Raw genomic sequence first — 23,611 nt, 5'->3', positions numbered from 1 at the left:
TGACCGACGCCGCTTCAGACGCATTCAAAGACAACGCAGGCCATCACGCATCGTTCAAGCAGCAATGACACCACTGTCTCGTATCCGAGACGTGTTGTCAGCTTGTTTCCCGCCACGAAGTCCCCACCCCCCGATTTCATGGATGACATGAGCCCCCACGAGTCGGCCGCCGAGGCCCCCCGCCCCCACCCTGTCGCCCTGGGGACAAGCCCCCTCACCGTCGACGACGTCGTCGCCATCGCCCGCCATGACGCACCCGTCATCCTCACCGATGCGGCACGCCACCAGATCACGCACACCCGGTCCGTCATCGAAGCGCTCGCCGATGACGCGATGCCCCACTACGGCATCTCCACTGGCTTCGGTGCGCTCGCCACCACCTCTATCCCGCTGGAAAAACGTGCTCAACTGCAACGCAGCTTGGTCCGCAGTCATGCCGCTGGGACCGGTCCCGAGGTCGAACGAGAAGTAGTTCGAGCGCTGATGACTCTGCGATTGGCGACCTTAGCTACTGGACGCACCGGCGTCGCCCTGACGACCGCCGAGGTCTATGCCGACATCCTCAACGCTGGCATCACCCCGATCGTCCACGAATACGGTTCGCTTGGCTGCTCCGGTGACCTCGCCCCATTGGCGGCCTGCGCCTTGACAGCCATGGGCGAAGGTGAGGTCCGGGACGCGCAAGGATGTCGCCGCCCCACCGCCGAGGTCCTCGCTGAGGCTGGCATCACCCCAGTGACGTTGCGGGAGAAGGAAGGCTTGGCGCTCATCAATGGGACCGATGGGATGCTCGGCATGCTCTGCCTCGCCTTGACCGATCTCACTCATCTGCTGCGATGTGCGGATATCACTGCCGCGCTCAGTGTTGAAGGGCTGTTGGGCACAGACCGGGTTTTTGCACCGGATCTCCACGCTCTCCGACCGCACCCAGGTCAGGCCGCTGCCGCAGCAAATATGGCTGCGGTCTTAGCCGGCAGCCCCATCCGCGCCAGCCACGACAATCACGCCTGCACCCGTGTCCAAGACGCCTACTCGCTGCGGTGCGCGCCCCAAGTGCACGGCGCCGCCCGGGACACGGTGGCCCATGCCCGTGATGTCGCTATCCGCGAACTTGCTGCGGCGATCGACAATCCAGTGGTCACCCTGGACGATCGGGTCGAATCCAATGGCAATTTTCATGGAGCGCCCCTGGGCTACGTGTTGGATTTCCTGGCCATTGCGGTCGCTGACGTGGCCAGCATGAGCGAACGTCGTACGGACCGGTTCCTCGACCCGGCCCGCAACCACGGGCTGCCACCATTTCTCGCAGACGACCCAGGCACTGACTCCGGCCACATGATCGCCCAATACACGCAGGCCGCGATCGTCTCGGAACTGAAACGTCTTGCTGTGCCCGCCAGCGTCGACTCCATCCCCAGCTCGGCCATGCAAGAGGACCATGTCTCTATGGGGTGGTCCGCAGCGCGCAAACTGCGCCGAGCCCTCGACGGCCTAGGCCGGGTCCTGGCGGTGGAACTGCTAACTGCGGCTCGAGGAATCACTGTGCGTGATCCCCTTCGGCCCGGCCCGGCCGGTAGCGCCGCCGTCGACGCCTTGCACGTTGCAGGATGGGAAGGAGCTGGCCCGGACCGTTGGCTCGCCCCGCAGATCGAGACGGCGTACGAGGTGCTGCGCAGCGGACAGCTGGTGACAGCTGTCGAGGAGGCGGTCGGCCCGCTACGGTGACTCGCCGACCGGCCTCCTCACCTGCTGTCAGGCGCGTCGTCGAGCTGCGGCCATGCGTTCGCTTTGCTCGGCCAGCATCATCGGGGTGACGCTGCCGATCTTGCGGGTCTGATCTTCTTGGCGGTCTTCCTCTTCAGGGACATCGTCGTCTCCGGAGGATTCGCCCGCGAGGTCCTTCGCGGACATGCCGACCGCGCTTCCTCCTTGGGCCAGGCCGGGGAAATTGTCATGCCCAGCCCAGTAAGACATCACAGTGTTGACGACCGCCATGAAAGGCACCGAGAACAGCGCGCCGACCATGCCCAACAGGAAGGAGCCCAGACCGACGCCGAGGATGACGGCGAGCGGATGCAGAGCCACCGCTTTGCTCATCAGCACCGGCTGCAGGATGTGCCCTTCGACCTGCTGCACCAACAAGATGATGCCCAGCATGATCAACGCGGCGACCGGACCCTTCACAAACAGGGCCACCAACACGGCCAGGCTTGCGGAGATGACGGCTCCGACGATGGGGATGAACGATCCGAAGAAGATGATCAGGCCCATCGGGATCAACAGGGGCAGTCCGAGGATGCCAGCGCCGATCGCGATGAACACCGCATCCACGGCGGCCACGATGCATTGGGTCTTGGCGTAGCTGCCCAGGGTCACCCAGCCGCGGCGGAATCCTTCGTGGACTCGCTCCTGATACATCCCGGGGAGCAGACGCACCATCCACGACCAGATCCGGTCGCCTTCGGCGAGGAAGAAAAACGTCGAAATCAAGGTGATGAGAATGCCAGCGAGGAATTCAGTGGCGGTGCCGCTGGCGCGTAAGGCCCCGGTGGACAGGTTTTGGCCGTGTTCCTTCAGCCAGGTCCGTCCAGCGTCGAGGTATTCAGTCATCTGGGCGTCGCCGATGTGCAATGGGCCGTCTTGCAGCCATCGGGTCACCTGATCCATGCCCAGGCCAGCCTGATCGACCAGTTTAGGCACCCCGGAGATCAACTGGGACCCAGCCAGTGACAGCAGCCCGATCACCACAGCCATGAAGATCAGCACGGTCACTGCGGCGGCTGCATGGCGAGGGAAGGCCAGCCGGTGATTCAAGAAGACAGCAAATGGCATTAATAGCCCAGTGAGGAGCAGCGCCACTGCGATGGGAATCACCACAGTCGTGGTGGCTGACAGGATTTGCATCAAGCCCCACAGGGCGATCCCGACGACAATAAAACGCCAGGAGTACGCCGCTGCCACTTTCAGCTCGTGCGGGATCGCAGCCTCGGCATCCCGAGGGACCAGATCGGCCCCGGAGGTGTCGGACCAACCCGGCGAAGCGGAGGGATCGGTGGCGGCGGGGATAGTTTTTCGGGTGGGGACCGCCGCAGGGGTGCGGCGGGCAGGGCGGGGCAGTCTGGCCATGGCTCCTCAGGAGGTGTCGAGGTCAACGCGTCCTCGGGGCGCTGATCAGACGAAGTGTCCCATGCTGGGTCAGCTCCGTACCTCCCGATCCGCTGGATCGGGAGCCGTCCTGTCCCAAAACTGCTCCGAACGGCGAGCTCAGGTCGTTAGCACAGTCATGGGCTGCGCCGTGATGGACGCTCCGTTCTCGTGTTGGTCCACCCGGTAGACCGTGGCCCCATCCCGCTCGGCGTAACACCCGGCCAGTTGCCCGTCCACAAAATGCAGCGCCGCACCGTTATCTGCGCCATACCCAGAGGGCAACTGGCCGGTGTCGACGTACTCCTTGAACTGGGGGCGGCGATCGGCTTCCCCGTCGAAATGCGGACAGAACGATCCTGGCAGCAGACCCAGGCCGTGCGGGAAGGGCGACACCCCAGTGCCGTACCCGTCCGTGGCGCACGCTTCAAACCAGGCCGCGCCACCGGCACCAACGCCAGCCAGCACCACGTTTCGTGACGGGTCATGGGCGATGTCCATGACTTTGCGGGACACCCCGTGCGCTGCCCACAACGCCATCATGTTGACGGTGTTGCCGCCCCCGACGAGGAAAACATCGACCTCGTCCAGGCGGGCCAAAGAAGCGGCGGCGCCCTCCCACAAGGTCAACACGCTGGTCCTGGCGCGGCTCCGGCTGTAGGCATTCATGAACCGGGACACGTACAGGCCGTTGTCGCCCGATGCGGTCGGGACGAAACACACCAACGGATTGGGCGCCTCGGTCAGAGACAGGACATACCGGTCAAGACTGGTCGCAGCGAACCCCTCCGACGTGGAGAAGCCTCCGCCGCCCATCGCGACGATGTGAGTGCTCATGCGGTCACGCTATCCCGGGCAGGTCACCCAACGGTGGGTTAGGGGCGTGGTCACTGCGGTGTGTTCACAGTCCGGCCAGTAAGGCCCCAGGGTGTTCCACACAGTCCGCGACGTACCGCAGGAAACCACCAGCGACCCCACCGTCACACACCCGATGGTCAAATGTCAGTGACAACTGGGTCATCGGACGCACACACAACTGACCGTCGACGACCCACGGCCGGTCAATGATGCGTCCCACCCCGAGCATGCCCGCCTCTGGGTGGTTGATGATCGGGGTCGATCCGTCGACGCCGTACACGCCGTAATTGTTGAGGGTGAAGGTGCCACCGCTCATCTCTTCCGGAGTGAGGACGCCTGCCTTGGCGCGATCGACCAGAGTCCGTAGCGCTGCCGCGAGTTCCTGCGTGGACAGGACTTCCGCGTGGTGGAGCACCGGCACCACCAGTCCACGGGGTCCTTGCGCGGCAATCGACAGGTGAACTGATCCCATCTGCACAATTTCTTGGGCGTGGGTATCTACGCGGGCGTTGAGCTCAGGGAAACGGGTCAGCCCCGCCACCACGATCCGGGCGAGCAACGCCAGATAGCCGATGCGGGCGTGCGGCACATACGTGGCCAGGTCGTCCTTCAAGCTGCGCAGACCGGTCGCGTCGACATCCACCCAGGTGGTGGCGTCGGGAATGTCCCGGCGAGAGGTCGACAGCCGGTCGGCGATGACTTTACGGATCCCTGTCAGTGGCAGGCGGACATCGTCATGGCCAAAAGTCCGTGCTGCGGTGAGGGCGTCCTGGCCAGGAACAGCGGCCGACGCAGAGACAGCAGCTGGTTCGAGAGCGGCTGCTGGCTCGGGCGCGGTGACGGGCACCGGTACGTCGACCGTCTCTGACGTGGTGTCCGATGCTGCGACAAGACCGGATTCCGGGGCAGCAGCGTCCTGCTCCAGCTCATCAAGGAGGTCCCGGTCGGGGATCGGCTCCGCTGGGTACGCCTTATCCGTTGTCCACGTGGTCTCTCCGGGCAGCGCTGTCGGGGTCTGCGGTGCGATCGACGCCACTGGGGTGACGACAGCCACGGCCTGCTCCTGACGGTCCGTGGATAACACGGCCTCGATATCACGTTTAGTGATGATTCCTCCTGGGGCACTAGGTGACACCTGACTCAGGTCGATGCCATTCTCGGCGGCGAGACGACGGACCAGCGGTGAGATGACCCGCACCGCACCGCCCGGGCGTGAACCCGGCTCCTGGGCAGCCCTGGCCACGGCTGGCACGCGACGTCGACGACGCTGAGTAGTTTCCGAAGTGCCGTACCCGATAAGGACATTGCCCGATCCGGAGGTATTGTCCCCGACCGGTTGTCTCGAGCGCGAGGCCGTCACCTTCACCGTCACGAGAGGTGCCCCCACATCCAAGACCTCACCGGCCCGCCCGTGCCGATCAGTGACCACCCCGGCGTACGGACAAGGCACCTCCACCTGCGCCTTCGCGGTCTCCACGGTGACGATGACCTGATCGACGGCCACGGTGTCGCCGGTCTCCACCGCCCAGGACACGATCTCGGCTTCGGTGAGGCCTTCGCCCAAGTCGGGCAGCAGGAATGTCTGGGTGCTCATCGGGCCCCTCCCAGCGACACCAGGTCGGCTCCATTGACTGAACCCTGACCAGCTGACAGGTCGACATGTCGCAGGTCAGGCTCGTCATCCCATTGCAGCCGCGCAATCGTGTCCAAAATCCGGTCGACCCCAGGCAGGTGCAGATGCTCCAACTTCGGTGGCGGATAAGGGATGTCCAAGCCAGTGACTCGCAACACCGGCGCTGCCAACGCATGAAACGCTCGTTCCTGCACCCGCGCCACGATCTCTGCGCCCACCCCGGCAAAACCCTGCGCTTCGGTCACCACGACGCATCGCCCAGTCCGACGTACCGATTCCACCACGGTGACATCGTCGTACGGGTTGAGAGTGCGCAGGTCGATGACCTCCACCGACCAGCCTTCGTCCTCAGCAGCGGCCGCCGCCTGCAATGCCACCGGCACTGACGGCCCATAGGTCACGAGGGTGACATCCGTGCCAGGGCGCCGGACCACAGCCTGACCGGGCGGGGTGAGGTCATGGCGGGCCGCCAGATCACGCAAGTCGACGTCGTCCTTAGACCAATAGAGCCGCTTCGGTTCGAGGAAGATCACCGGGTCGGGGTCGGCCACTGCCGCGCGAAGCAGCACATAGGCATCTTCCACGGTTCCTGGGGTGTAGACCCGCAGCCCAGGGGTGTGCGCGTAGTAGCCCTCCGAGGAGTCGCAGTGATGTTCGACCCCACCGATGCCCCCGGCGTAGGGCACTCGGATCACCATCGGCAGGTTCACCACCCCCCGGGTCCGGTTGCGCATCTTCGCCACATGGGAGGTGATTTGCTCGAAAGCGGGGTAGGCGAAGGCATCGAATTGCATCTCCACGATCGGCCGCAGCCCCGCCATGCACATGCCGATCGCAAAACCTACGATCCCGGACTCCGCTAAGGGGGTGTCAAAACAGCGATCCTCGCCCAGATCCCGCGCGATGCCGTCAGTGATGCGGAAAACTCCGCCAGCGACGCCGACATCTTCCCCAAAGACACTGACGCGGTCGTCGGCGGCAAGGGCGTCTCGCAACGCCTGGTTGAGTGCGTTCGCAAAAGTCACCGGTGCCATGTCAGCACCCCTTCTGGTCAGTGGTGGGTACGTCGGCGTCGGTGTCGTCCTGTGCGGCGATCTCCGCGAGGACCTGTTCGCGCTGCTCTTGCAACTGGGCCGTCGGGGTGGCATAGACGTGGTCAAAGAGGCTGCCCGGGTCGGGCTGCGGATCGATATTCATCCGTTCGCGCAGGTCAGCTGCCGCATCTTCGGCGTTCTCGGCAATGAACGCCGCTGTCTCGTCGTCCAAGGTGCCGCAGGCACGCAGATAAGTCTCCAACCGGGCTAACGGATCGCGCGCGCCCCATGCAGCGACGTCTTCGGCGTTGCGATAGCGGGTCGCGTCGTCGGCGTTGGTGTGGGCTTCCATCCGGTAGGTGTGCAATTCGATGAGAGCGGGTCCGCCGCCGGCACGGGCTCGTTCGATGGCTTTGCCCACGACAGCGAGCACTGCGAGCGCGTCGTTGCCGTCGACTTGTTCACAGACCATTCCGTAGCCGATGCCTTTGTAGGCCAGGCTTGGAGCGGCGGTTTGTTTGGACAAGGGCACTGAGATCGCCCAGCCGTTGTTCTGGACGACGAACACCACGGGGGCTTTGAAGACCGCTGCGAAGTTCAACGCTTCGTGGAAATCACCTTCGCTGGTGGCGCCGTCGCCGATGAAGGCCACGGCGACGCGGTCATGTCCTTGTCGGGCTTCGCCGTAGGCGACTCCGGCGGCGTGGACGAGCTGGGTGGATAGCGGCGTGCACTGGGGGGCGGTGTGGGTGGCCATCGTGTCGTATCCGCAGTGGGCGTCACCGCGCAGCAAGGTGAGCACTTCCACGGGGTCGATGCCCCGGGAGATGAGGGCCACCGAGTCTCGGTACGTCGGGAAAAACCAGTCGTCAGGGCGCAGCATCAGCACTGAGCCGACTTGGCAGGCTTCTTGACCTCGTGAACTGGGGTAGACCGCAAGTCGGCCTTGCTTGGTCAGTGCGGTGGCTTGGGTGTCGAAGCGACGGCCGATGACCATGAGGCGGTAGCACTCCAAGAGAAGGGCCTCCGGCGGTGGGGCATAGTCATCAGTGACCGGGGTGACCCGCTCGCCGAGCTCGTCGAGGAATCGCACCGGCTCGGGCGCGGGCATCAGCCCGGTCCTATCTGTCGACGTCGTCGTCATCGGAATCCCTTCCTCGCCCGCTTCGTCGCGGTCCTGAGTGGCGGTGCATCGGCAGGCCTCGACACGGCCTGGTGTCACCATGGGTCACGTTGTGATCGTGCTCGCGCCGTACCCTCGGCTCAAGCACTCCCGGCAAGACGAGACTAATTGGCTTGAATAGCCTCTAGTACCAAACTAATTGTCATTCATAGGTGAGCTGAGACAGCACACGGTGGATGCAGGAGTGGCTATCGCTGAGGTACGGTGAGCCGCAGACGACAGGGGAGCGCCCACGCGCTGAGAGTGCGGACCCACCGCAGACCCTCGAACCTGATCCGGTTCACACCGGCGGAGGGAGTCGGGATATCTCAGGCATGCCACGACGACGCACCGTGATCCGCGGAGCGCCGCTGGGTGGCACGCCCCCCAGCGGCTCCCCTAGGAGACCAGCGGGTAGATAGGACATCAGCATGAATCACCACCCCGACACCACCCGCCCGACCGGCGTACTCGCCCGCGGTGGGCCTTTTGCCTGGCGGGCCATCGACCTGGTTACCCTTGCCGTTCTCGGTGTCGCCTTCGGTGTCGTGTTCTGGGGTTTTAGCACCTTCATTTACCCCCTGGTCGAAGTCTTCACCCAGCTGTTCCCGCCGGCCGGGGAATTGATGCTCGGGGTCTGGCTCCTCCCGGCGGTGCTCGGCGCGCTCGTCGTCCGACGTCCCGGCGCGGCCTTGTTCATTGAACTGGTCGCTGCCAGCATCGAAGCGATCCTCGGCAACAAATGGGGCGGTGCCGTGCTGATCTCGGCCGTGTTGCAAGCTGGTGGAGTCGAATTCGCGGTAGCTCTTTACCGTTGGCGCCGCTGGAAACTCGATGTGGCTGTCCTCGCTGGTGCCCTCGCCGCGGTCAGCGAGATCGTCCTCTATGAATGGTGGACTTATGTCGCTGAATACTCTCCTCTTTACAAAGCGGCGTACCTCGGCTGTGGGGTGATCTCCGGGGTCGTCGTGGCTGGAATACTCAGTTGGAAAGCCATTCAACTGCTTGCCGCCACCGGAGTCCTTCATGCCTTCCCAGCTGGAGAAGAGCTCTTGGCTGCGGAAGCCACCGTTGAGGACGACATCCCGCACCCCTGATGACCTCCCCGCGCGCCCGGATCCGCCCCGCCGACGGCCCCCGCTCTGGCGGCGCCCGCATCGACCTGAATCACCTCAGCTGGACCCCGTTGGGTCGGCGACGTCCGATCCTGGATGCACTCGACCTGCACCTGGAGCCGGGTGAAAAGGTCCTTCTCGCCGGGGCCTCCGGCGCCGGAAAGTCCACCCTGCTCCGAGCGATTGCCGGAGTCCTCGACACCGTCGACCCTGGCACGATCACCGGGCACGTCCTCATCAACGGCACCCCCGCCCACGCCGGTGATGGACGGGTCGGATTGATGGTCCAAGACCCCGCAGACTCCCGAGTCGCAGGCACCATCGGTCGAGATATCGCATTCGGCCCGGAAAATCTCGCCGTACCCCGCGATGACATCGCCCAGAGGGTCCGCCACGCCCTTCGCTGCGTGCACCTGCCCTACCCTGCCCACCATGCGACCACCGCCCTCTCCGGTGGTGAATCCCAACGACTGGCCCTCGCCGGACTGATTGCCCTGCAACCCCAGGTCATCCTCCTCGACGAACCCACCTCCATGCTCGACGAGCAGTCCGCCGCCGCCGTACGTCGAGCTGTCATCGACACCGTCGATGGCACCGGCGCCACGTTGATCGTCGTCGAGCACCGACTCGACGGTTGGGTCGACCTGGTGGACCGCCTCGTCGTCCTCGACGCTGAGGGCACCGTCTCCGCCGACGGGCCAGTCCAGAAGGTCCTCGACACCCACACCGCCACCCTCCTCAACGCCGGTGTCTGGGTGCCTGGCGCCCCTGCCCCTGACCTTCCTGCCCTCCCCGATGACCTCTGCCGCCCATGGCCAGGGGTCATCCCTGAGCACCTCGACGTCCCCCTCATCACCGGCACCGACCTGACCCTGCGGCGGCGCCCGCGACGCGGACTGCGCGCCCTCACTCAGCCTGAACCGGACATCCTCGCCCTGACCGGGGTATCCACTGAATTGCTCCGCGGACACGCACTCGCCGTCCGGGGGGCTAGTGGCGCGGGAAAGTCCTCTCTGGTTGGTGTCCTTTGTGGTCTTGATGCTCCCACCAGTGGGGAGGTGAGGGCGGCGTCGGGATTCTCGCCGCTGGGACGCACTGCTCCGCACCGATGGTCACCCATCGACGTGGCTGCGCGCATCGGCTGGATCCCCCAGCGGGCAGCAATGGCCGCGGTGGGTGGGCATACCGTCCGAGATGCCCTGCTGAGCACCCCCCGCGCTTTGGGTCGCTGGAAGAGTGGCGCCGGTGGCGCCGGTGTGGTCGGTGACTCTGGGCGTGCTGCGGAGCATCGGGTCGACGTCCTCATGGATGTCCTGGGGATCGGGCATCTGGCCCGTCGGCATCCGCATCGGCTTTCCGGTGGGGAACAACGACGTCTCGCTGTCGTAGCAGCTGTCGCTCATGGACCAGCGGTGATCGGCGCTGACGAACCCACGGTCGGTCAAGATCGGCACACCTGGGCGGCGGTCGCTGCGGTTCTCGTGGCGGCCCGGGATGCTGGCTGCGCGGTCGCGGTCTCTACCCATGACGATGCTCTGGCGGCGCATGCTGACGCGACGCTCCATCTGCACGCTGGAGCTATGCGGGTGGCGGGAGGGCCGCAGTGATGTGGGGTTTGCTCAGGCGGTGTGGTCCGTTGTCTCTGATGGCATCGTCATTGGTGCTAGTCGTGACGGCTCCGGCCATTCGCACCTTCACTCAAGCGCTGATCAGCGCCGGTACGGCGATTCTGCTCCTGGTGATCGTGGTGGGTCCGGTCCGGTTTCCGTGGGCCAGGATCCTCCCCGGGGTCTTGGCTGTCCTCTCGGTCACGTGGTCAAACTGGCTGCTGGCCGCCACTCCAGATGGCATGACGGCGGTCACTGCGGGCCTTCGGGTCGGATTCTTCGTCATACCGGGAATTATTTTTGCTTCGTTTGTGGACCCGTCCACGGTGGGCGACCATCTGGGGCAACGGTTGCGGTTGCCGGCGAGGCCGGTCCTGGCGTTTGTGGCGGCTCTGCAACGTTTTGAGGATCTGCAGCAGGAATGGGAAGACATTCGACGGATCCGGCGGATTCGTGGGTTGGCTTCCGGTCGCGGGCCTGTGGCGCTGGCCCAGGATGCAGCGACGTCTGCCGTGATGTTGATAGTGGAGGCGATTCGGGCTGCCGGTCGGATGACAGTCGCGATGGAAGCTCGCGGATATTCGGCGGCGGCGGCATCGGGGGAGCCCCGGACGTGGGCTGAGCCAGCTCCCTGGACCGGCGCCGACAGCACCTTGGTGATCATGAATTCACTGCTGGCGGCGTTGCCGGTGGCGCTCCTGTGGTGTGGATAAGACCCAGGCCGAAGGCTGCTGACTGGCGCCCCGTAGGCTCCTCGTGGAAGACGATGTGACGAGAGGTCCTTCTGATGCCTGATCGTACGTCCCCCACCGCGACGGCTCTGGATGCGACAGACCGGGCCATCGTGGCAGCCCTGGTGGATGACGGACGCCTATCCATGCGGGCTTTGGCGCAGCGGCTGCACATCAGTCGTGCGAATGCCTATGCCCGGGTGGAGCGGTTGACCCGATCCGGAGTGATTGCTGGGTTCACTGCGCGAGTGGTCGCAGACCGAGCCGGGTTGTCCACCGCGGCCTATGTGAGTCTGTCCATCGAGCAGGATTCGTGGCGTGAGGTCCGTGACGCTCTCGTCCAGGTGCCCTACGTCGAGCATGTCGCCCTAGTGGGTGCCGAGTTCGACGTGATCACCTTGGTGCGAGCTCCGGATACCGCGACCTTGCGCGATGTGGTCCTAGAGCGTCTGCAATCGATCCCGGGAGTGAAAGCATCTCGGACGTGGCTGGTGTTCGCCGACGTCGAGACCCCGGGTCCGTGGCGGTCGATGGAGCCCACCGGCACCGCTGACTGACCTGGCATCGCTGATCTGGCCTGAGGTGTGCTCTCAGCGACGTCTCTTGCGCTGGCGTCCCTCGCCTCCGACGGCGGTGCCATCGGAGGCGAGGAGGCCCAGGGTGCTCCCTGAGGTCAGTCCGCAGTGATTGCGGCCCGGGTACGGTCGCCCACGGACTTGCCGTAGTACCGGCTCCACTGTCGGCTGGCGAGCATCCGAGCGACAGCGATCGCCGCGCCGGAAGCCATGGCCCACGCCATGGCTTCCCATAGTTCGGTGTCGGGGTCATCGGGGTTGGTGGGGGGTTCGCTCGCCATGACGGCTTTCCACCCCTTTTCACTGACGATCTTGGCCACGGCTGCTGCGCCGACCGCTGCGCCCGCGCCGACCAGTTTGAACACCTTGTCGCCCACGGTTGCTCTCCTCTCGCGAAACACCCGACGACACGTCGGGTCTGGGCTCAGTCTGCCAGGACATGATGATCCCGACATATCGCCGGGTGGGCTCGGCCAGCGATGCTGCCAGGTCGTGTGCTGAGAGGCATGACAACAGGGGTGGCGCCGGTCGCGAGGACCGACGCCACCCCTGTGGGTGCGGCTACGTCGTCAGTGCTTGGCGGAACGACGACGCGTCATGTAGATGGCACTGCCACCAGCGGCCAGCAGGGCCAGACCGCCACCTGCAATGAGCAGGGTCTGCGAACCGGTCACCGGGAGTTCCGGGGTGTTCGGCGGCGTCGGCGGGGTGTTCGGTGGGGTGGCCGGAGGGGTGTTCGGCGGTGACGGCGGAGTGACCGGCGGGGTGCCGGGCTTCGTCGTGGTGGGCGGCGGCGGCGGAGCGTCGACGGTCACCGTCTGCTCGGGGCTGTTGATGTCCTCGTGGGACGCGACCAGGGTGTCACCGGTGATGACCTGCTCGAAAGCCACCAGGCTACGACCGGCGTGGCCCGCGGGGACCTGGAAGGACACGGTGGTCGTGCCGCTCTCAGAGGTGGGCGTGAAGCTGCCCTCACCGGTGATGCCGGTGCTCTTGCCAGTGGCCTTGTCCATCAGCAGGCCCTTGACCTTGTAGGTGGTGCCGGGCTTGAGGCCGGAGTAGCGGATCGTGTCGACAACCGTGCCACCGTTGGGTGACAGCTTCTTGTCGTTGTCCGCCTTGTCGATCGCGGTGGTGCTCAGCTTCGCTGGGGCCGGAGACCAGATGAAGTGCGCTTCGGCAGTCACCTTGGTGGCGCCAGCCTTGGCGGTGATCAGCGACTGCTTGCCGTGCGAGTACCAGACGGTACCGGCCGGGGCGAGTTCGCCTTGGGCGACGGCTTCCACCGAGGCCGTACCGGCTTCGGCGCCAGCTTTGATGCTGATGGTGTGCTTGCCCTGCGGCAGCTTGACCGGGGAGTTCGCCGGCTTACCGTCGATCAGCAGCTGAGCGCCCTGGGGGAGCTTGGCGGTGATCTCGGTCTCCGCGGAGGCGGTCAGCTCGGTGGACTTCAGCGTGGTGTTGCTGGTGCCGGAGATGCTGTTGAGCGAGAAGCTCGGGGTGACCTTGGGCGCCTTGACGTCCGTGGCGTTGGCCACCAGGTACTCGTAGAGCTTCTCCGCGGACTCGTCGTTGCCGACGTTGTGCGTCTGGAACGGCTTGGACGGGACGAAGCCCTGCGTGTAGTGCCAGATGGCGGCCTGGGTCGCAGCGACGATCCGGGTCTTGTCCATCGGGCTGTTGATTCCGGCCTTCTGCAGCACCACTTCGGGGGCGACACTGGGGAAGGAGTTTGCCGCGATCCAGGCCACCTTGCCGGAAACCTTGGACCAGTTCGGGTCGTGCGAGTTGTAGGAACTCCACTCCCGCTGGATGTAGCGGACGGTGCGGTTGCGGACGTCGATCGGGACGTCCATCTCGATGCAGTACAGGCCCACATCGCTGCCGGTCAGGTCATCCTTGAGGTGGATGAGGGCTGTGTTCATCTTCCGCTGGGGGTCCGGCTGGGCCCGCAGGACGGTGTTCTCGTGGCTGCCGCCGTTAATGTGTGCCTCGTTGGGGGCAGCGTGCGCCGTCCCGCAGGTGAGCGCTCCGGCGCTGAGCGCGAAGGAGCAGAGCACAGCGCTGGTGCGCAGTGCGGCCCGACGGGGGCTAGACGTGTGTCGTACTCGAGCGTCCTGCGAGTCGACCGCCGGTAGGGGGGCCTCTTCTCGCAGGGATGCGAGGGCCAACGGCCTATGCATGGTGTCTCTCCTCAGCGGAGGTGCCAACCCGTGACCCGTTGGCTGACGGGGCATGGATCGACAAAGGGCGTGGCGGAGTCAATGACAACGATGACCAGGTCAGGGCGTTGACGGACCCCACTTCTCTGTATGGTTCCCGGATGCTATCGCGTCCTCTGACTCAAAAAAGAGTTAGTTGAGTGATAAATGAACGCCCGTCTTGGACGATGTGCCAGGTAGGGGCATTAAAGCCCGCTATACGACGTGTTCAGTGGGTCATAAAGTTGCAATGAGTCGTTATGGATCCGTGACGTCAGTGATCGTCGTATCGGGGGTACTGGTGAGTACATCGCACTCTTCTGCCATCACATATAAGCCATCTGACCAGCAGATATAGGGGTTTCCGGTAGAGATCGCACGGAGAGAACCGGGCAAAACTCCCCATCATCAAAGTGACATTTCCATTGCAGCGTTCCAGCCATCCATCAGCAGCCGCTGTCACCAGACACCTGTGGGCTGTGACAGCTACCTGTCACAGCCCACAGTTCAGTATCGAATCAGATGCTCAGCACACCACTTGCCACCTGGTTGACATGACCACCGACGAAGACGCTCTGATCCTCAGCCACATCAAGATCCAACACAGACGGACGCCCTACTGCCGCACCCTGATAGATGTGCCATTGACCGCTCTCACCGTGCGCAGAGAGCCAATGACCCAAGTTCGCCGCCCCTGAACCCGTCGCCGCGACCTCCAACACGCCCCCGCCTGGCCCGTAGAACATCCGAGACACGATGGTCTTCTCGTCTCGACGCGCCCAGACATACACCTGAGGGTCGGTGTTCAGCAGCATCGCGTAACTGTGCAACATGCGAGCGTCCAGGTGAGTCTTGGCCACGTCCTCAACCGTCTTGACCGGCAACACCACCCCAGAGCGGCCCGAATTGATCAGCATCACGTCGTCGCTGATGGCGGTGGTCGGCAACCCCACCAGCGAAGCAAGGATCTGCGGGCTTGACTTCAACTTGCGGCTCTCAGCCTCCCGTGCCCGGATCTGCCAGTTATCGCGCCCATACGGCTTAATCCACGTCGGCTCGCTCTCCGGCCCGGAGGTCAGACGCATCGGGGCACGACGAGCACCGGACAACTCGTCCACCACATGTGCGGTGCCGAGACTGGCGCTCCCGGCGAACCGTCCCTTGCCCTCCGGTGAGTAGAACCGGATGTCTGCGCCCTCCTCGGTGACCTCCAGGAGGAACACAGTCTCCAGATTCACCTGGCGGGAGATGGCTTGCATGGCATCTTCGCCGAGGTCCCGGCAGTTCTCGAACACGGCGATGGCGTTACCAGAGAAAGGGTCGTGGCTCTCGGCGAACACGTTGATGAGGCGGAAGGTGAGATCCATTCCTGCAGCTTATTGCCCATCGGAGGTGGCCGCGTCCGAAAAGGGGCGGAGCCGCGATCCGAAGGGGACTCGGATCGCGGCTCCTGGGGGAACTCAGACGCGCGCGCGGCGTCCGAGGGCAAGGAAGGCGGCACCTACGCTGATCAGGGCGAAGGCCACACCTCCCCAGATCATCGTCCCGGCACCGGTGTAGGGCAGGGTGCCGGTGTTTTCCGGCGCGGACGAGGTCGGAGCGCTCGCGGTGGTGTTGCTGGTCGCTGAGGCAGTGACCTTGCCGTTGGGGCTGCTGGTGGTAGTGGCGGCCTTCTCCGGCGGCACGATCGCGCTTGGCTCAGGGCTGCCGACGGGCGCGTCAGCGGTCTGAGTTGGTACGGCGACCGGTGCGGACGGTTCCTGGGTCGGCACGGGTGCCTGCGTTGGTGCAGGTGAGTCGACTGGCGTAGGTGCTTCGGCCGATGTGGTGGGTACGGCGGTCGGTGCGACGCTCGGTGCGTCAGTGGTGGGCGTGCTCACCGGGGTCTCGGCTGGCGTGGTGGGCGCGGCCGTGGGCGCGACGCTCGGTGCGTCAGTGGTGGGCGTCGGCTCTGGCGAGCTGACCGGAGTTGTCGGCTCCGGCGACGGCGCAGGGGCGGACGGTTCTGGTGTGGGCTCTGGCGCAGGTGCGGGAGCAGTCCAGGACAGTGTGGTGGAGGCTTCGGCGGTGGTCTGGGTGGAGGATGCGGTGATCAGCGACTGGTAGTTGCCACCAGTGCTCTGCCAAATCGTGCCGACCGGGGCCCCTACGCCGGAACTGCTCACCTTCACGTCCAGCGAGCCGCTAGGGGTGGTCGGAGGGACGCTCAGTGACAGCGTGTGCTCGCCAGCGACGACCGTTGCGGGCAGGGTAGTTTCCTGGCCGTCGATCGTCAGTGTCGCGCCAGTGGGAAGGGTTCCGTTGACGGTGGCCGGGTTGGTGGCTTTCAGCGTGATCGGAGCAAAAAGGCCGTTGTCGTCACGGGCAGGGTTGTTCGGTGTGAGGCTGACGCTCAGCTTCGGTGGGGCCACGTCGGTGGCGTTCGTGGTCAGGTAGTCGTAGACGGCGGTGGCGGCAGGGTCCGCGCTGTCTGCGGTGGCGCGGGAGGTGGCGGTCCAGAAGCCGTCGGCGCGGGGCTCGAAGCCCTGGGTGTAGTGCCAGATGGCGGCCTGGGTCGCGGCGGCGATGCGGCTGGCTGCGACGGTCTCACCGGCTTGGAGGGTGTACCCGGCGTTGTGTAGGACCTGGGTGGCGTTGATCTGCGGATAGGAGTGGGACAGGATCCAGGCGACCTTGCCGGAGACGCGGTCCCAGTTGGCGTTGCGTTCGTACGTCGCCCATTCGTGGGCTTCGTAGCGCAGGTTACGGTCGATGTAGGTCGGGGTGTCCCGTTCGATGCAGTAGACGTAGGCGCTGCCACCAGCATCCGGGCGGATCTGCATGAGCGTGGTGCCCATCCAGGCGTGGGTGGTGTTTTCCCAGACTTCGTTCTGGGCGGTCCCCCCGGTCAGGGTCCCTTGAGGGCCGACGGCGTGGGCGTTGCCGGCTCCTGCGACGAGAGCGGCGAGTGTGAGACCACCGGCGGTGGTGGCGCTGACGATGTGGCGTGCGTGACGGCGCATCTTCCCCGTGAACTGCATGGAACTGTCCCCTTGAATGTTTTCCCCGTGGATCACCACCCATGCGTCCTTTCCCCAGGATCCGCATGGGGTGAAGTGCCAATTTCCCCTTGTGCACTTCGCCAGAAGTCTTCGAAGAACCCCTTCTCCGATATCTTTCTGATCGTGATCTGCAGCTGCGCTGCGATCTCTATGTTGCACGTTCTTGAAGCCCAAAGTCAAATCAGCTAGATCAGCCATCGTGGCGCGGATCGACCACAGCTTGATCACCCTGCTTTAGGGGTGATTCAGGCGGCAGGAAAATCCTGAGGTGAGCTCTTCATGGTGGCGGGACAGCGATGTGTAGCAGAACTGACAGCAGGTTGGCAGAATGACATCTGCGCTGGTCGTAGCCAGGTGAAAATAAAAAGGCAGGATGTCATGCCGCCCCCATCATGGGTGAGACATGACATCCTGCCTGTGCACCCTCGAATGATCTATGAGATCGCTCGAGGCGACATTTCCTTGGTGGCGGAAATGTCACTGATCATGTCGTCACCCCTGAGTCCATGATCAGTTTTTCGCCCCCGAAGGACACATCCCCATGTACTTCGGGAGCGATGCCAGATTGTCTCGACTCCCCAGCCGACAATCCGGTCATCGCATTCCTGAAATGATGCTCCCCAGCTATTTCAGGATGTTTTCCTGTTCCCCAACAGGTGCGTTAATGCTGTCCCCCGATGATGCTGTCAGGATCACGTCGACGATGTCGGCATCCCCATGCCATCGTCCTGAATGCATCCCCATGCGTTCAGGACATCGCGTGTCCCTCGTGTGGTTCACGGTCCGTGTGTCCGGCCCGTGACTTAATCCTGAGACGGACGTCCGAGTCATGTCTACTTTCCGTTCGCTGACCTGGGTAAAGTGCCAGTAAACGGGGCAGCACTGGGGGTGCAGATCGTCAGATCCGCAGCGGCATTCAGGTGTTAACAGGGGTTAGTGAAGTTAACGTGGATCGGGTTGCTGGCTGCCTGGGCGGGCTTGCTGGGGGTGGGGGGAAAGCGCGGGTCAACGCAGCACAGGGTTGTAGAGCAGCGAGTTCGGCACGCAGCAGCATTCAGCGCCGATCGTGATACCCGGCGCGATCCGCCCTTCGTCTCGCAACCGCAGCAGGGCAGGGACGACCCGGTCGCGCAGATTCCAGGGGTCGATGGTGTTGAGATAAATCTTGGTGCCCCCTTCGAACCCGGCCAGTGTGGATACCCGCCACTTCACCAAGATCCGCCACGGCATAGGTAAGTCCACGTCTGGGGGCTGATGGCTCCACTCCTCGTTGCAGGGGATATCGGGTCCGGTCGCGGCATGACAGGCGTGCAGGAGGTCAGAGAGGGCAGCTCGCTCGTCAGGAGTCTGCTCCCAAGGGCGGCAGCGTGGGCTGCGACTGTAGATGGCTAAGGTGGGGTAGCGATGCCCGAACCCGACGAACGCCACGGCATGTTCGTTCTCCGCGACGATGAGGTTGTGGTAGCCGGCGTAATCCACGGCTAGTTCGTTGTAAAGGTTGGGGTTGGTGCGCAACCGTTGCAGCTCCAGCTGGGTCTGCACTCCGCGATCGTCGATCGCCACGATCTGTTTGTGCAGGTGATCGAAGGACGCCCCGGCCGGTTTCAGCCAGTTCTGGAAGGCAGCGACGTATCGCACGTATCTGTTTTGCTGGTAGAGGTCACGCATCGATTCGACGGTGAAGTCGACGTACCGGCGGTGCTCGTCGTACGTGAGGGTCCCAGAACCGGCGAGTTGGTCGTCGTGGGTGGCGCCATCGATGAAGTGGCGGCGGGCGACGATCACGTCATGCCCGCCGCCGAAGAACCCGGAGGATTGTTCCAGCTTGTCTTGCTCACCCAGCGCATCCCAGTCGGATTCAGAGCGACCAGACGCAGACCACCGTTGAAAGAGCACCCGCAGGACATGCTCCCGACCCAGTGGGTCGGCGAGATAGCGCTGGCGGTGCTCCTGGATGCTCGGCGGCAGGACATAGCCGTAGTTGGCGTGCCAATAGTCGTAGGAGACGATTTCAAACAGATTGGGGATACGTCGGAACTGCGCGACGCTCGCTCCGATCTGGTCGAAAGGCACGTGGTGCAGGGTGTGCCAGGTGCCATCGTCGACAGTCACCCGCGCCTTTTCTGGTGGCGTCTCGGGGTAGCGCTGCTCACAGAACGCACAGTGGCGGCGCGCCTCGAGAGGCTCGACCGGGAGTGGGTCGCTGCGACGTACCCCGAGGGGACGGTTGCCTCGCCCCGGTACGGTCCACACCTCCGTGCCGGTGAACGGATGGATCTGCTTCACCGTCCCGTCGGCCATCTTCGTCAACGGTTCTGCAGAAGGCATGTGTGGTTGCAGCACGGCAGCAGCCTAGAGACGGGAGGGCGGTCACCACGCCCCGGGGCTCACAACCGGATATCGGCTCGTGACTTGCCGTGCGCATCGAGCCAAGCCACCGCCTTGTCCATCACGTCCCCGGAGTACGGATTGGTGAAACCGGCTCTCCCGCCGTTGCGCTGGTCGAGTTCAGCGGCGGCATTTTTTAAATAAACGCTGGTGACCGGCTGGTGCGGGGCCAGCTGGCCGGTACGTCGATCCAAGGCCAGTTGCAATGCGAAGGCACTGGCTGAACCGGGCTTGTCGGTGAAACCCGGCTCAATTTTCTCGCCGGTAACCTCGGTCAGCATCCGCTTGTCCGAGTCGGTGAGATACCGGAAGTCATTGAGGACGGAAAACTGGTCCGCCGTACTGCTCCGGGAGACCCGCTGCGTCGCAGCCGTCGTGACGGGCGCGTCCACTCCGTCATGCGGGGAAGCCGACACCGGCACAAATTGCGAGCGCACCGGGGGAACTACGGCGTCTGACCTGGGGGGTGGCATGCCGGGAGTCGGAGCAGGAATACGCATGTGCAGCCTCCGGAGGGTAAGTCGAGGCGGTCTGTCATGTGCCCTATCGACACTCTCGAAAGAAAGTGAAGCAGAAGTGGATTCGATGTTCTGCTGGGTTGTCGGCATGCCCGGCGGCTGGGTCTGGGGGAGTGTCAGTGATACTGGGCGATGCCATGACGAACACCTCTGACCTGCCTAGCGCCCCCTCTGCCCCCAGCATCCCCCGCGAAATATGGGTGCTGGTCGTGGCTGCATTCTGTGTCGCCATCGGGTTCGGGCTGGTCGCTCCGGTCCTGCCGGCGTACGCCCGGAGCTTCGACGTCGGGGTGCAAGCTGCCGCGGCGATCATCAGCGTTTTCGCGGTGATGCGACTGCTTTTCGCCCCGGCGGGGGGTGCCCTGGTCGTGCGCTGGGGTGAGCGATCGGTCTATTTGAGTGGCTTAGTGATTGTGGCGCTGTCGACAGGGGCGTGCGCTCTCGCCCAGGACTATTGGCAGCTGCTGATCTTCCGTAGCCTCGGTGGGGTCGGTTCGACGATGTTCACTGTGTCGGCGACCGCGCTGATCGTGCGGTTGTCGCCACCGACCATCAGAGGCCGCATCTCGGGGCATTACGGCGCGGGCTTCCTGCTCGGCAACATCCTGGGGCCGGTGCTGGGCGGGATGACCTCTGGTTTCGGCTACCGGGTGCCCTTCTTGGCCTATGCCGTGACGTTGCTGATCGCTGCGGCAGTGGTGGCCTGGCAGATCCCCGCAGCGTCCTCACCTCGCCAGGACACGACGACGGCTCTGCCGGTGATGACGGTGCGTGAGGCCTGTCAGGGGCGGGCCTATCGGGCTTTGCTGGTGTCGAGTTTCTGCAACGGCTGGTCGACGTACGGCTCCCGGGTGGCTTTATTGCCGCTGTTTGCGGTGACCGTGCCGGGGATGGGTGTCGGCTGGGCTGGGGTGGCGCTGACCGTTTTTGCTGCCGGGGATGCGGCCGCGCTGAGCGTGGCTGGCCGCTTGGTCGACGTGTGGGGGCGCAAACCGCTGGTCCTCATCGGTCTAGTCGTGAATGGTATTGCCACTGCGGTGATCGGATTCTCCACCAACGCACCAGCACTGCTGACGGTGTCCTTCGTCGCAGGTGTCGGCGCCGGCATCCTCATTCCCGCACAGCAGGCGTGCGCTGCCGACGTGATCGGGCACGAACGCAGCGGCGGGAAAGTCCTCGCTGCGGTGCAGATGGCTCAGGATGCCGGCACCATCGTCGGTCCCATCCTGGCGGGAATGGTCGCCGACATTGTCGGATTTTCCTGGGCCTTTGGGATCGCCGGTGTGCTGATGGTCATCGCGGTAGCCGCGTGGCTGCCCGCCCCGGAGACGCTTCCTGTGGTGGTCGAGCATGACGGGCCGTACGGCGACCCGGTTGCTGACCCACCGCTGCCGTCCTGAGCTGACATCATCGCGCGCCGAACCCACGACAGGATGGCGGCTCACCGGGCGGGCGGCACGACCGGAGTCGGAATGTTCCCCGAGACTGCGGGGCTGCTTGGCACGATGGGCGCCCCCGGTGTGCCTGGGGCGGACGGTGACATCGACACCGTGGACAGCGCCGCTGTCTGCGAGGTCACCTGATAAGCGTCGATCAGCCACGGCCGCGACGGATTCCCCTTCACCACAGCGATTCGATAGGTCCGTTTGAGGATCTGATCGACCTTCCGCCCACCGTCAAGCATGTGAGTGACGATGCCGGTCTCAAAGCCCAACCCGAGGCGTTTTTTGCCATCAGGTCCCTCAGCGGTCCACGTGACCGGCTGCCCCACCGCAAAATTGCTAGACCGCCCGCTAGCTGCCGGGTCAAAGGTCAACCGGGAGTTATCCCAGGCCAGCCGCGTCAACGCAGAGATGCGCTGCGCCGCGGCACTATTCACATCCTGGGTGCGCACCAGATCCGCCACGTCCCGATCCCACTGCGCCACCAACGACGGCGACAAATACGTGCGGACCGTCGCGAAGTCCCCGACCGTGTACGGCTTGTCCTTGTCACGCCTGACCGCCAACTCGGTAAACCCGATATCGCGGACCGTCCCAGCCGTCAGGCAAAACGCTTGGGCCACCCCCTCAGCAGTGAACTCCGCCGCCGCAGCCGTGTCCTTCACCTGACCTGACCATTGCGCCGGATCACACGCCATCCCCGCCGCCAGTGACCCCGAAGCACCCCCCGCCGGAGCGGTCCCAGACGCCCCGGCGGGGCTGGACTCAGCACTCGTCGGAGCTTGCGTGACGCTGGTCGCGCTACTCGGCGCGCCAGAAGGCTGCACCACCGACAAGATCTGCGGAGTCATCACCGCTGCCCCCGCAGCAAGGACAACCACAGCAGCCAGCGGAAAGACGATCCGCGCCCACCGCGGGGTCGTCGTACGTCCCTGCCCCCTCCCACCCGCCGATGAGACGGTGGCGGGCGACATGCTTCCAGCCGCGGGGGCACCAGCATCGGTCGACGAGCCTGTCCGAGCTGCTCCGCCCCCGACCGCCCCAACCGGTTTCGGTGACGATGAAGGCCTCACCGGTTCCGAGCTGGGCACCGACGCCTCATCGTGACGGCCCGCCCCCGTGGCCGCTGCAGATGCCACCTTCTGGGCCGCAGCTGCCCGCACTGCCGCCATCCGCGCCGCAGCAACCTTGTCAGCGGCAATCCGCTCGGCAGCTCGCTGCTCACGCGCGGCACGCTCCCGCGGGTCAGTCGCATCGGGGCGCGCCGATGACGCAGCCGGACGCGACGGAGCCGCACCTAACGCAGGCTGCTCACCAGCGAGGCGTGCCGCAGCAGCCTGTGCCGCCAACAATTGCAGCGCGGCAGCAGCCGTCGCCGGATCGGCACTATCAGCCAGACCTGCTGGCGAGGACGGCTCTGCTGACGATGGCGTTGATGGTGATGACGGTGATGCTGCCGCCGCCGACCGAGACACCCCAGGATCCTGACCTGCCGCCGCCAGCCGCGCCCCGTCCCCGAGGCGAGACTCCATCGCCCGACGCGGCTCGTGCGGAGGCGGGGACGCCGGCGCGCTCGCCACAGGTGGCTCATCGACGACCGGGGTGGTGACGGTGGGCGGAAGATGGGGAAGGTGAGCGGGGGGTTCGACGTACTCCTCGACGACGGCGTCTTCAATGTCGGGGTAGGCGTGGACGCCGTACGGGTGGGGGTCGTACGGACCCTGGAACGGCGGTGCAGGGTAGCCGAGCGGTTCGTACGACGGTGGCAGGTATTCCGGAGCTGCCGGTGGATAGGAGGAGACAGTGTCTGGGGCGTCCACGGAGGCGGGGTAGGGCACGGACGTGCCCGGAGGGTACGGCGATTGCCCCTGCTCGGGGACGACAGGCTGGGGGCTGTGACCTTGGGCGAGGCGACGTCGGCGTTCGGCGCGGGTCTCACCCTGCGGGTGGGCGGAGTCGTCGCGCGTGGTCATGCCGGTCCTTTCGGGCAGGGGTCGGGGCCACCTCTACCGTTGACCTATCGACCGGAACCGGCCACGGGTTAGCTTCACACCTCCGTCTGGTGAGCCAATTACTTTGCTGGGCAAGGAAGAAGCAATGACGCGGGGGTCCAGCAGGCGGGCCGACGGTGCCCGGGCAACTGCGGCCAGGCTGCGGCGGAC

The 23,611-nt window shown here is 64.9% G+C and carries 18 protein-coding genes and 1 riboswitch; of the genes, 6 read left to right on the top strand and 12 right to left on the bottom strand.

Features of this window, described 5'->3' with window-relative positions:
- The first annotated feature begins 147 nt into the window (after positions 1-147).
- The gene (hutH, locus tag KEM60_RS00760; RefSeq protein ID WP_219105589.1) at positions 148-1,725 is read left to right on the top strand and encodes a histidine ammonia-lyase; all 1,578 of its coding nucleotides are present in this window, start codon (positions 148-150) and stop codon (positions 1,723-1,725) included.
- Positions 1,726-1,752: 27 nt separating this feature from the next.
- Here hutH and KEM60_RS00755 read toward each other — a convergent pair whose 3' ends face one another.
- From KEM60_RS00755 to pdhA, 5 genes are all read right to left on the bottom strand, one after another.
- Complete coding sequence (locus KEM60_RS00755) at positions 1,753-3,126, bottom strand: AI-2E family transporter (protein ID WP_219105588.1); 1,374 nt, start codon at positions 3,124-3,126, stop codon at positions 1,753-1,755.
- A 138-nt stretch (positions 3,127-3,264) separates the two neighbouring features.
- On the bottom strand, positions 3,265-3,981 hold the full coding sequence (locus KEM60_RS00750) for a Type 1 glutamine amidotransferase-like domain-containing protein (RefSeq protein ID WP_219105587.1): 717 nt from the start codon (positions 3,979-3,981) through the stop codon (positions 3,265-3,267).
- A 64-nt stretch (positions 3,982-4,045) separates the two neighbouring features.
- The gene (locus KEM60_RS00745; protein ID WP_219105586.1) at positions 4,046-5,596 is read right to left on the bottom strand and encodes a dihydrolipoamide acetyltransferase family protein; all 1,551 of its coding nucleotides are present in this window, start codon (positions 5,594-5,596) and stop codon (positions 4,046-4,048) included.
- On the bottom strand, positions 5,593-6,669 hold the full coding sequence (locus tag KEM60_RS00740; RefSeq protein WP_219105585.1) for an alpha-ketoacid dehydrogenase subunit beta: 1,077 nt from the start codon (positions 6,667-6,669) through the stop codon (positions 5,593-5,595). Before KEM60_RS00740 ends, KEM60_RS00745 begins: the two co-directional genes overlap by 4 nt.
- Before the next feature lies 1 nt (position 6,670).
- The gene (pdhA, locus tag KEM60_RS00735; protein ID WP_219105584.1) at positions 6,671-7,813 is read right to left on the bottom strand and encodes a pyruvate dehydrogenase (acetyl-transferring) E1 component subunit alpha; all 1,143 of its coding nucleotides are present in this window, start codon (positions 7,811-7,813) and stop codon (positions 6,671-6,673) included.
- Between the two features lie 249 nt (positions 7,814-8,062).
- Positions 8,063-8,166: riboswitch (TPP riboswitch) on the top strand.
- 96 nt (positions 8,167-8,262) lie between these two features.
- Here pdhA and KEM60_RS00730 point away from each other — a divergent pair.
- From KEM60_RS00730 to KEM60_RS00715, 4 genes are all read left to right on the top strand, one after another.
- A complete protein-coding gene (locus tag KEM60_RS00730; RefSeq protein WP_219105583.1) occupies positions 8,263-8,928 on the top strand; it encodes an ECF transporter S component in 666 nt (221 codons plus the stop codon).
- Positions 8,928-10,553 carry an ABC transporter ATP-binding protein gene (locus tag KEM60_RS00725; RefSeq protein WP_219105582.1) on the top strand — a complete coding sequence of 542 codons (1,626 nt, stop codon included), beginning with the start codon at positions 8,928-8,930 and terminating at the stop codon, positions 10,551-10,553. Before KEM60_RS00730 ends, KEM60_RS00725 begins: the two co-directional genes overlap by 1 nt.
- Positions 10,553-11,266: an energy-coupling factor transporter transmembrane protein EcfT gene (locus tag KEM60_RS00720; RefSeq protein WP_219105581.1), complete on the top strand. Its 714-nt coding sequence runs from the start codon at positions 10,553-10,555 to the stop codon at positions 11,264-11,266. The genes KEM60_RS00725 and KEM60_RS00720 overlap by 1 nt, the downstream gene beginning before the upstream one ends.
- Before the next feature lie 74 nt (positions 11,267-11,340).
- Positions 11,341-11,841, top strand: coding sequence for an Lrp/AsnC family transcriptional regulator (locus tag KEM60_RS00715; protein WP_219105580.1), 501 nt, complete (start codon positions 11,341-11,343; stop codon positions 11,839-11,841).
- Positions 11,842-11,957: 116 nt separating this feature from the next.
- Here KEM60_RS00715 and KEM60_RS00710 read toward each other — a convergent pair whose 3' ends face one another.
- The 6 genes from KEM60_RS00710 to KEM60_RS00685 form a co-directional block, all read right to left on the bottom strand.
- Positions 11,958-12,236 carry a DUF4235 domain-containing protein gene (locus KEM60_RS00710; RefSeq protein WP_219105579.1) on the bottom strand — a complete coding sequence of 93 codons (279 nt, stop codon included), beginning with the start codon at positions 12,234-12,236 and terminating at the stop codon, positions 11,958-11,960.
- Positions 12,237-12,428: 192 nt separating this feature from the next.
- The gene (locus KEM60_RS00705) at positions 12,429-14,042 is read right to left on the bottom strand and encodes a VaFE repeat-containing surface-anchored protein (protein ID WP_219105578.1); all 1,614 of its coding nucleotides are present in this window, start codon (positions 14,040-14,042) and stop codon (positions 12,429-12,431) included.
- Between the two features lie 536 nt (positions 14,043-14,578).
- A complete protein-coding gene (locus tag KEM60_RS00700) occupies positions 14,579-15,427 on the bottom strand; it encodes a PhzF family phenazine biosynthesis protein (RefSeq protein WP_219105577.1) in 849 nt (282 codons plus the stop codon).
- A 93-nt stretch (positions 15,428-15,520) separates the two neighbouring features.
- Complete coding sequence (locus tag KEM60_RS00695; RefSeq protein WP_219105576.1) at positions 15,521-17,119, bottom strand: Cys-Gln thioester bond-forming surface protein; 1,599 nt, start codon at positions 17,117-17,119, stop codon at positions 15,521-15,523.
- A gap of 987 nt (positions 17,120-18,106) precedes the next feature.
- A complete protein-coding gene (locus KEM60_RS00690) occupies positions 18,107-19,429 on the bottom strand; it encodes a DUF4921 family protein (RefSeq protein ID WP_219105575.1) in 1,323 nt (440 codons plus the stop codon).
- Between the two features lie 59 nt (positions 19,430-19,488).
- Positions 19,489-19,962, bottom strand: a complete 474-nt coding sequence (locus KEM60_RS00685; protein WP_255574092.1) for a hypothetical protein — start codon at positions 19,960-19,962, stop codon at positions 19,489-19,491.
- Positions 19,963-20,144: 182 nt separating this feature from the next.
- Between KEM60_RS00685 and KEM60_RS00680 the strand changes: the two genes are divergently transcribed.
- Entirely contained in the window at positions 20,145-21,407 is a 1,263-nt protein-coding gene (locus tag KEM60_RS00680) for an MFS transporter (RefSeq protein ID WP_219105574.1), read from the top strand.
- 41 nt (positions 21,408-21,448) lie between these two features.
- Here KEM60_RS00680 and KEM60_RS00675 read toward each other — a convergent pair whose 3' ends face one another.
- Complete coding sequence (locus tag KEM60_RS00675) at positions 21,449-23,422, bottom strand: hypothetical protein (RefSeq protein WP_219105573.1); 1,974 nt, start codon at positions 23,420-23,422, stop codon at positions 21,449-21,451.
- Positions 23,423-23,611: the final 189 nt, after the last annotated feature.

It is taken from the genome of Austwickia sp. TVS 96-490-7B, assembly GCF_019331795.1.
Taxonomy (GTDB): Bacteria; Actinomycetota; Actinomycetes; order Actinomycetales; family Dermatophilaceae; genus Austwickia.
The sequence above is the reverse complement of the archived record's forward strand: the minus strand, read 5'-3'. Positions and strand labels throughout refer to the sequence as shown.

Bases quoted from the DNA above. Each gene is read 5' to 3' on its own strand.
- KEM60_RS00690 (WP_219105575.1), bottom strand. From the start codon at position 19,429: ATGCCTTCTGCAGAACCGTTGACGAAGATGGCCGACGGGACGGTGAAG.
- KEM60_RS00725 (WP_219105582.1), top strand. From the start codon at position 8,928: ATGACCTCCCCGCGCGCCCGGATCCGCCCCGCCGACGGCCCCCGCTCT.
- KEM60_RS00730 (WP_219105583.1), top strand. From the start codon at position 8,263: ATGAATCACCACCCCGACACCACCCGCCCGACCGGCGTACTCGCCCGC.
- KEM60_RS00740 (WP_219105585.1), bottom strand. From the start codon at position 6,669: ATGGCACCGGTGACTTTTGCGAACGCACTCAACCAGGCGTTGCGAGAC.
- hutH (WP_219105589.1), top strand. From the start codon at position 148: ATGAGCCCCCACGAGTCGGCCGCCGAGGCCCCCCGCCCCCACCCTGTC.
- KEM60_RS00745 (WP_219105586.1), bottom strand. From the start codon at position 5,596: ATGAGCACCCAGACATTCCTGCTGCCCGACTTGGGCGAAGGCCTCACC.
- KEM60_RS00750 (WP_219105587.1), bottom strand. From the start codon at position 3,981: ATGAGCACTCACATCGTCGCGATGGGCGGCGGAGGCTTCTCCACGTCG.
- KEM60_RS00720 (WP_219105581.1), top strand. From the start codon at position 10,553: ATGTGGGGTTTGCTCAGGCGGTGTGGTCCGTTGTCTCTGATGGCATCG.
- KEM60_RS00755 (WP_219105588.1), bottom strand. From the start codon at position 3,126: ATGGCCAGACTGCCCCGCCCTGCCCGCCGCACCCCTGCGGCGGTCCCC.
- KEM60_RS00675 (WP_219105573.1), bottom strand. From the start codon at position 23,422: ATGACCACGCGCGACGACTCCGCCCACCCGCAGGGTGAGACCCGCGCC.
- KEM60_RS00715 (WP_219105580.1), top strand. From the start codon at position 11,341: ATGCCTGATCGTACGTCCCCCACCGCGACGGCTCTGGATGCGACAGAC.
- KEM60_RS00705 (WP_219105578.1), bottom strand. From the start codon at position 14,042: ATGCATAGGCCGTTGGCCCTCGCATCCCTGCGAGAAGAGGCCCCCCTA.
- pdhA (WP_219105584.1), bottom strand. From the start codon at position 7,813: ATGACGACGACGTCGACAGATAGGACCGGGCTGATGCCCGCGCCCGAG.
- KEM60_RS00700 (WP_219105577.1), bottom strand. From the start codon at position 15,427: ATGGATCTCACCTTCCGCCTCATCAACGTGTTCGCCGAGAGCCACGAC.
- KEM60_RS00685 (WP_255574092.1), bottom strand. From the start codon at position 19,962: ATGCCACCCCCCAGGTCAGACGCCGTAGTTCCCCCGGTGCGCTCGCAA.
- KEM60_RS00680 (WP_219105574.1), top strand. From the start codon at position 20,145: ATGACGAACACCTCTGACCTGCCTAGCGCCCCCTCTGCCCCCAGCATC.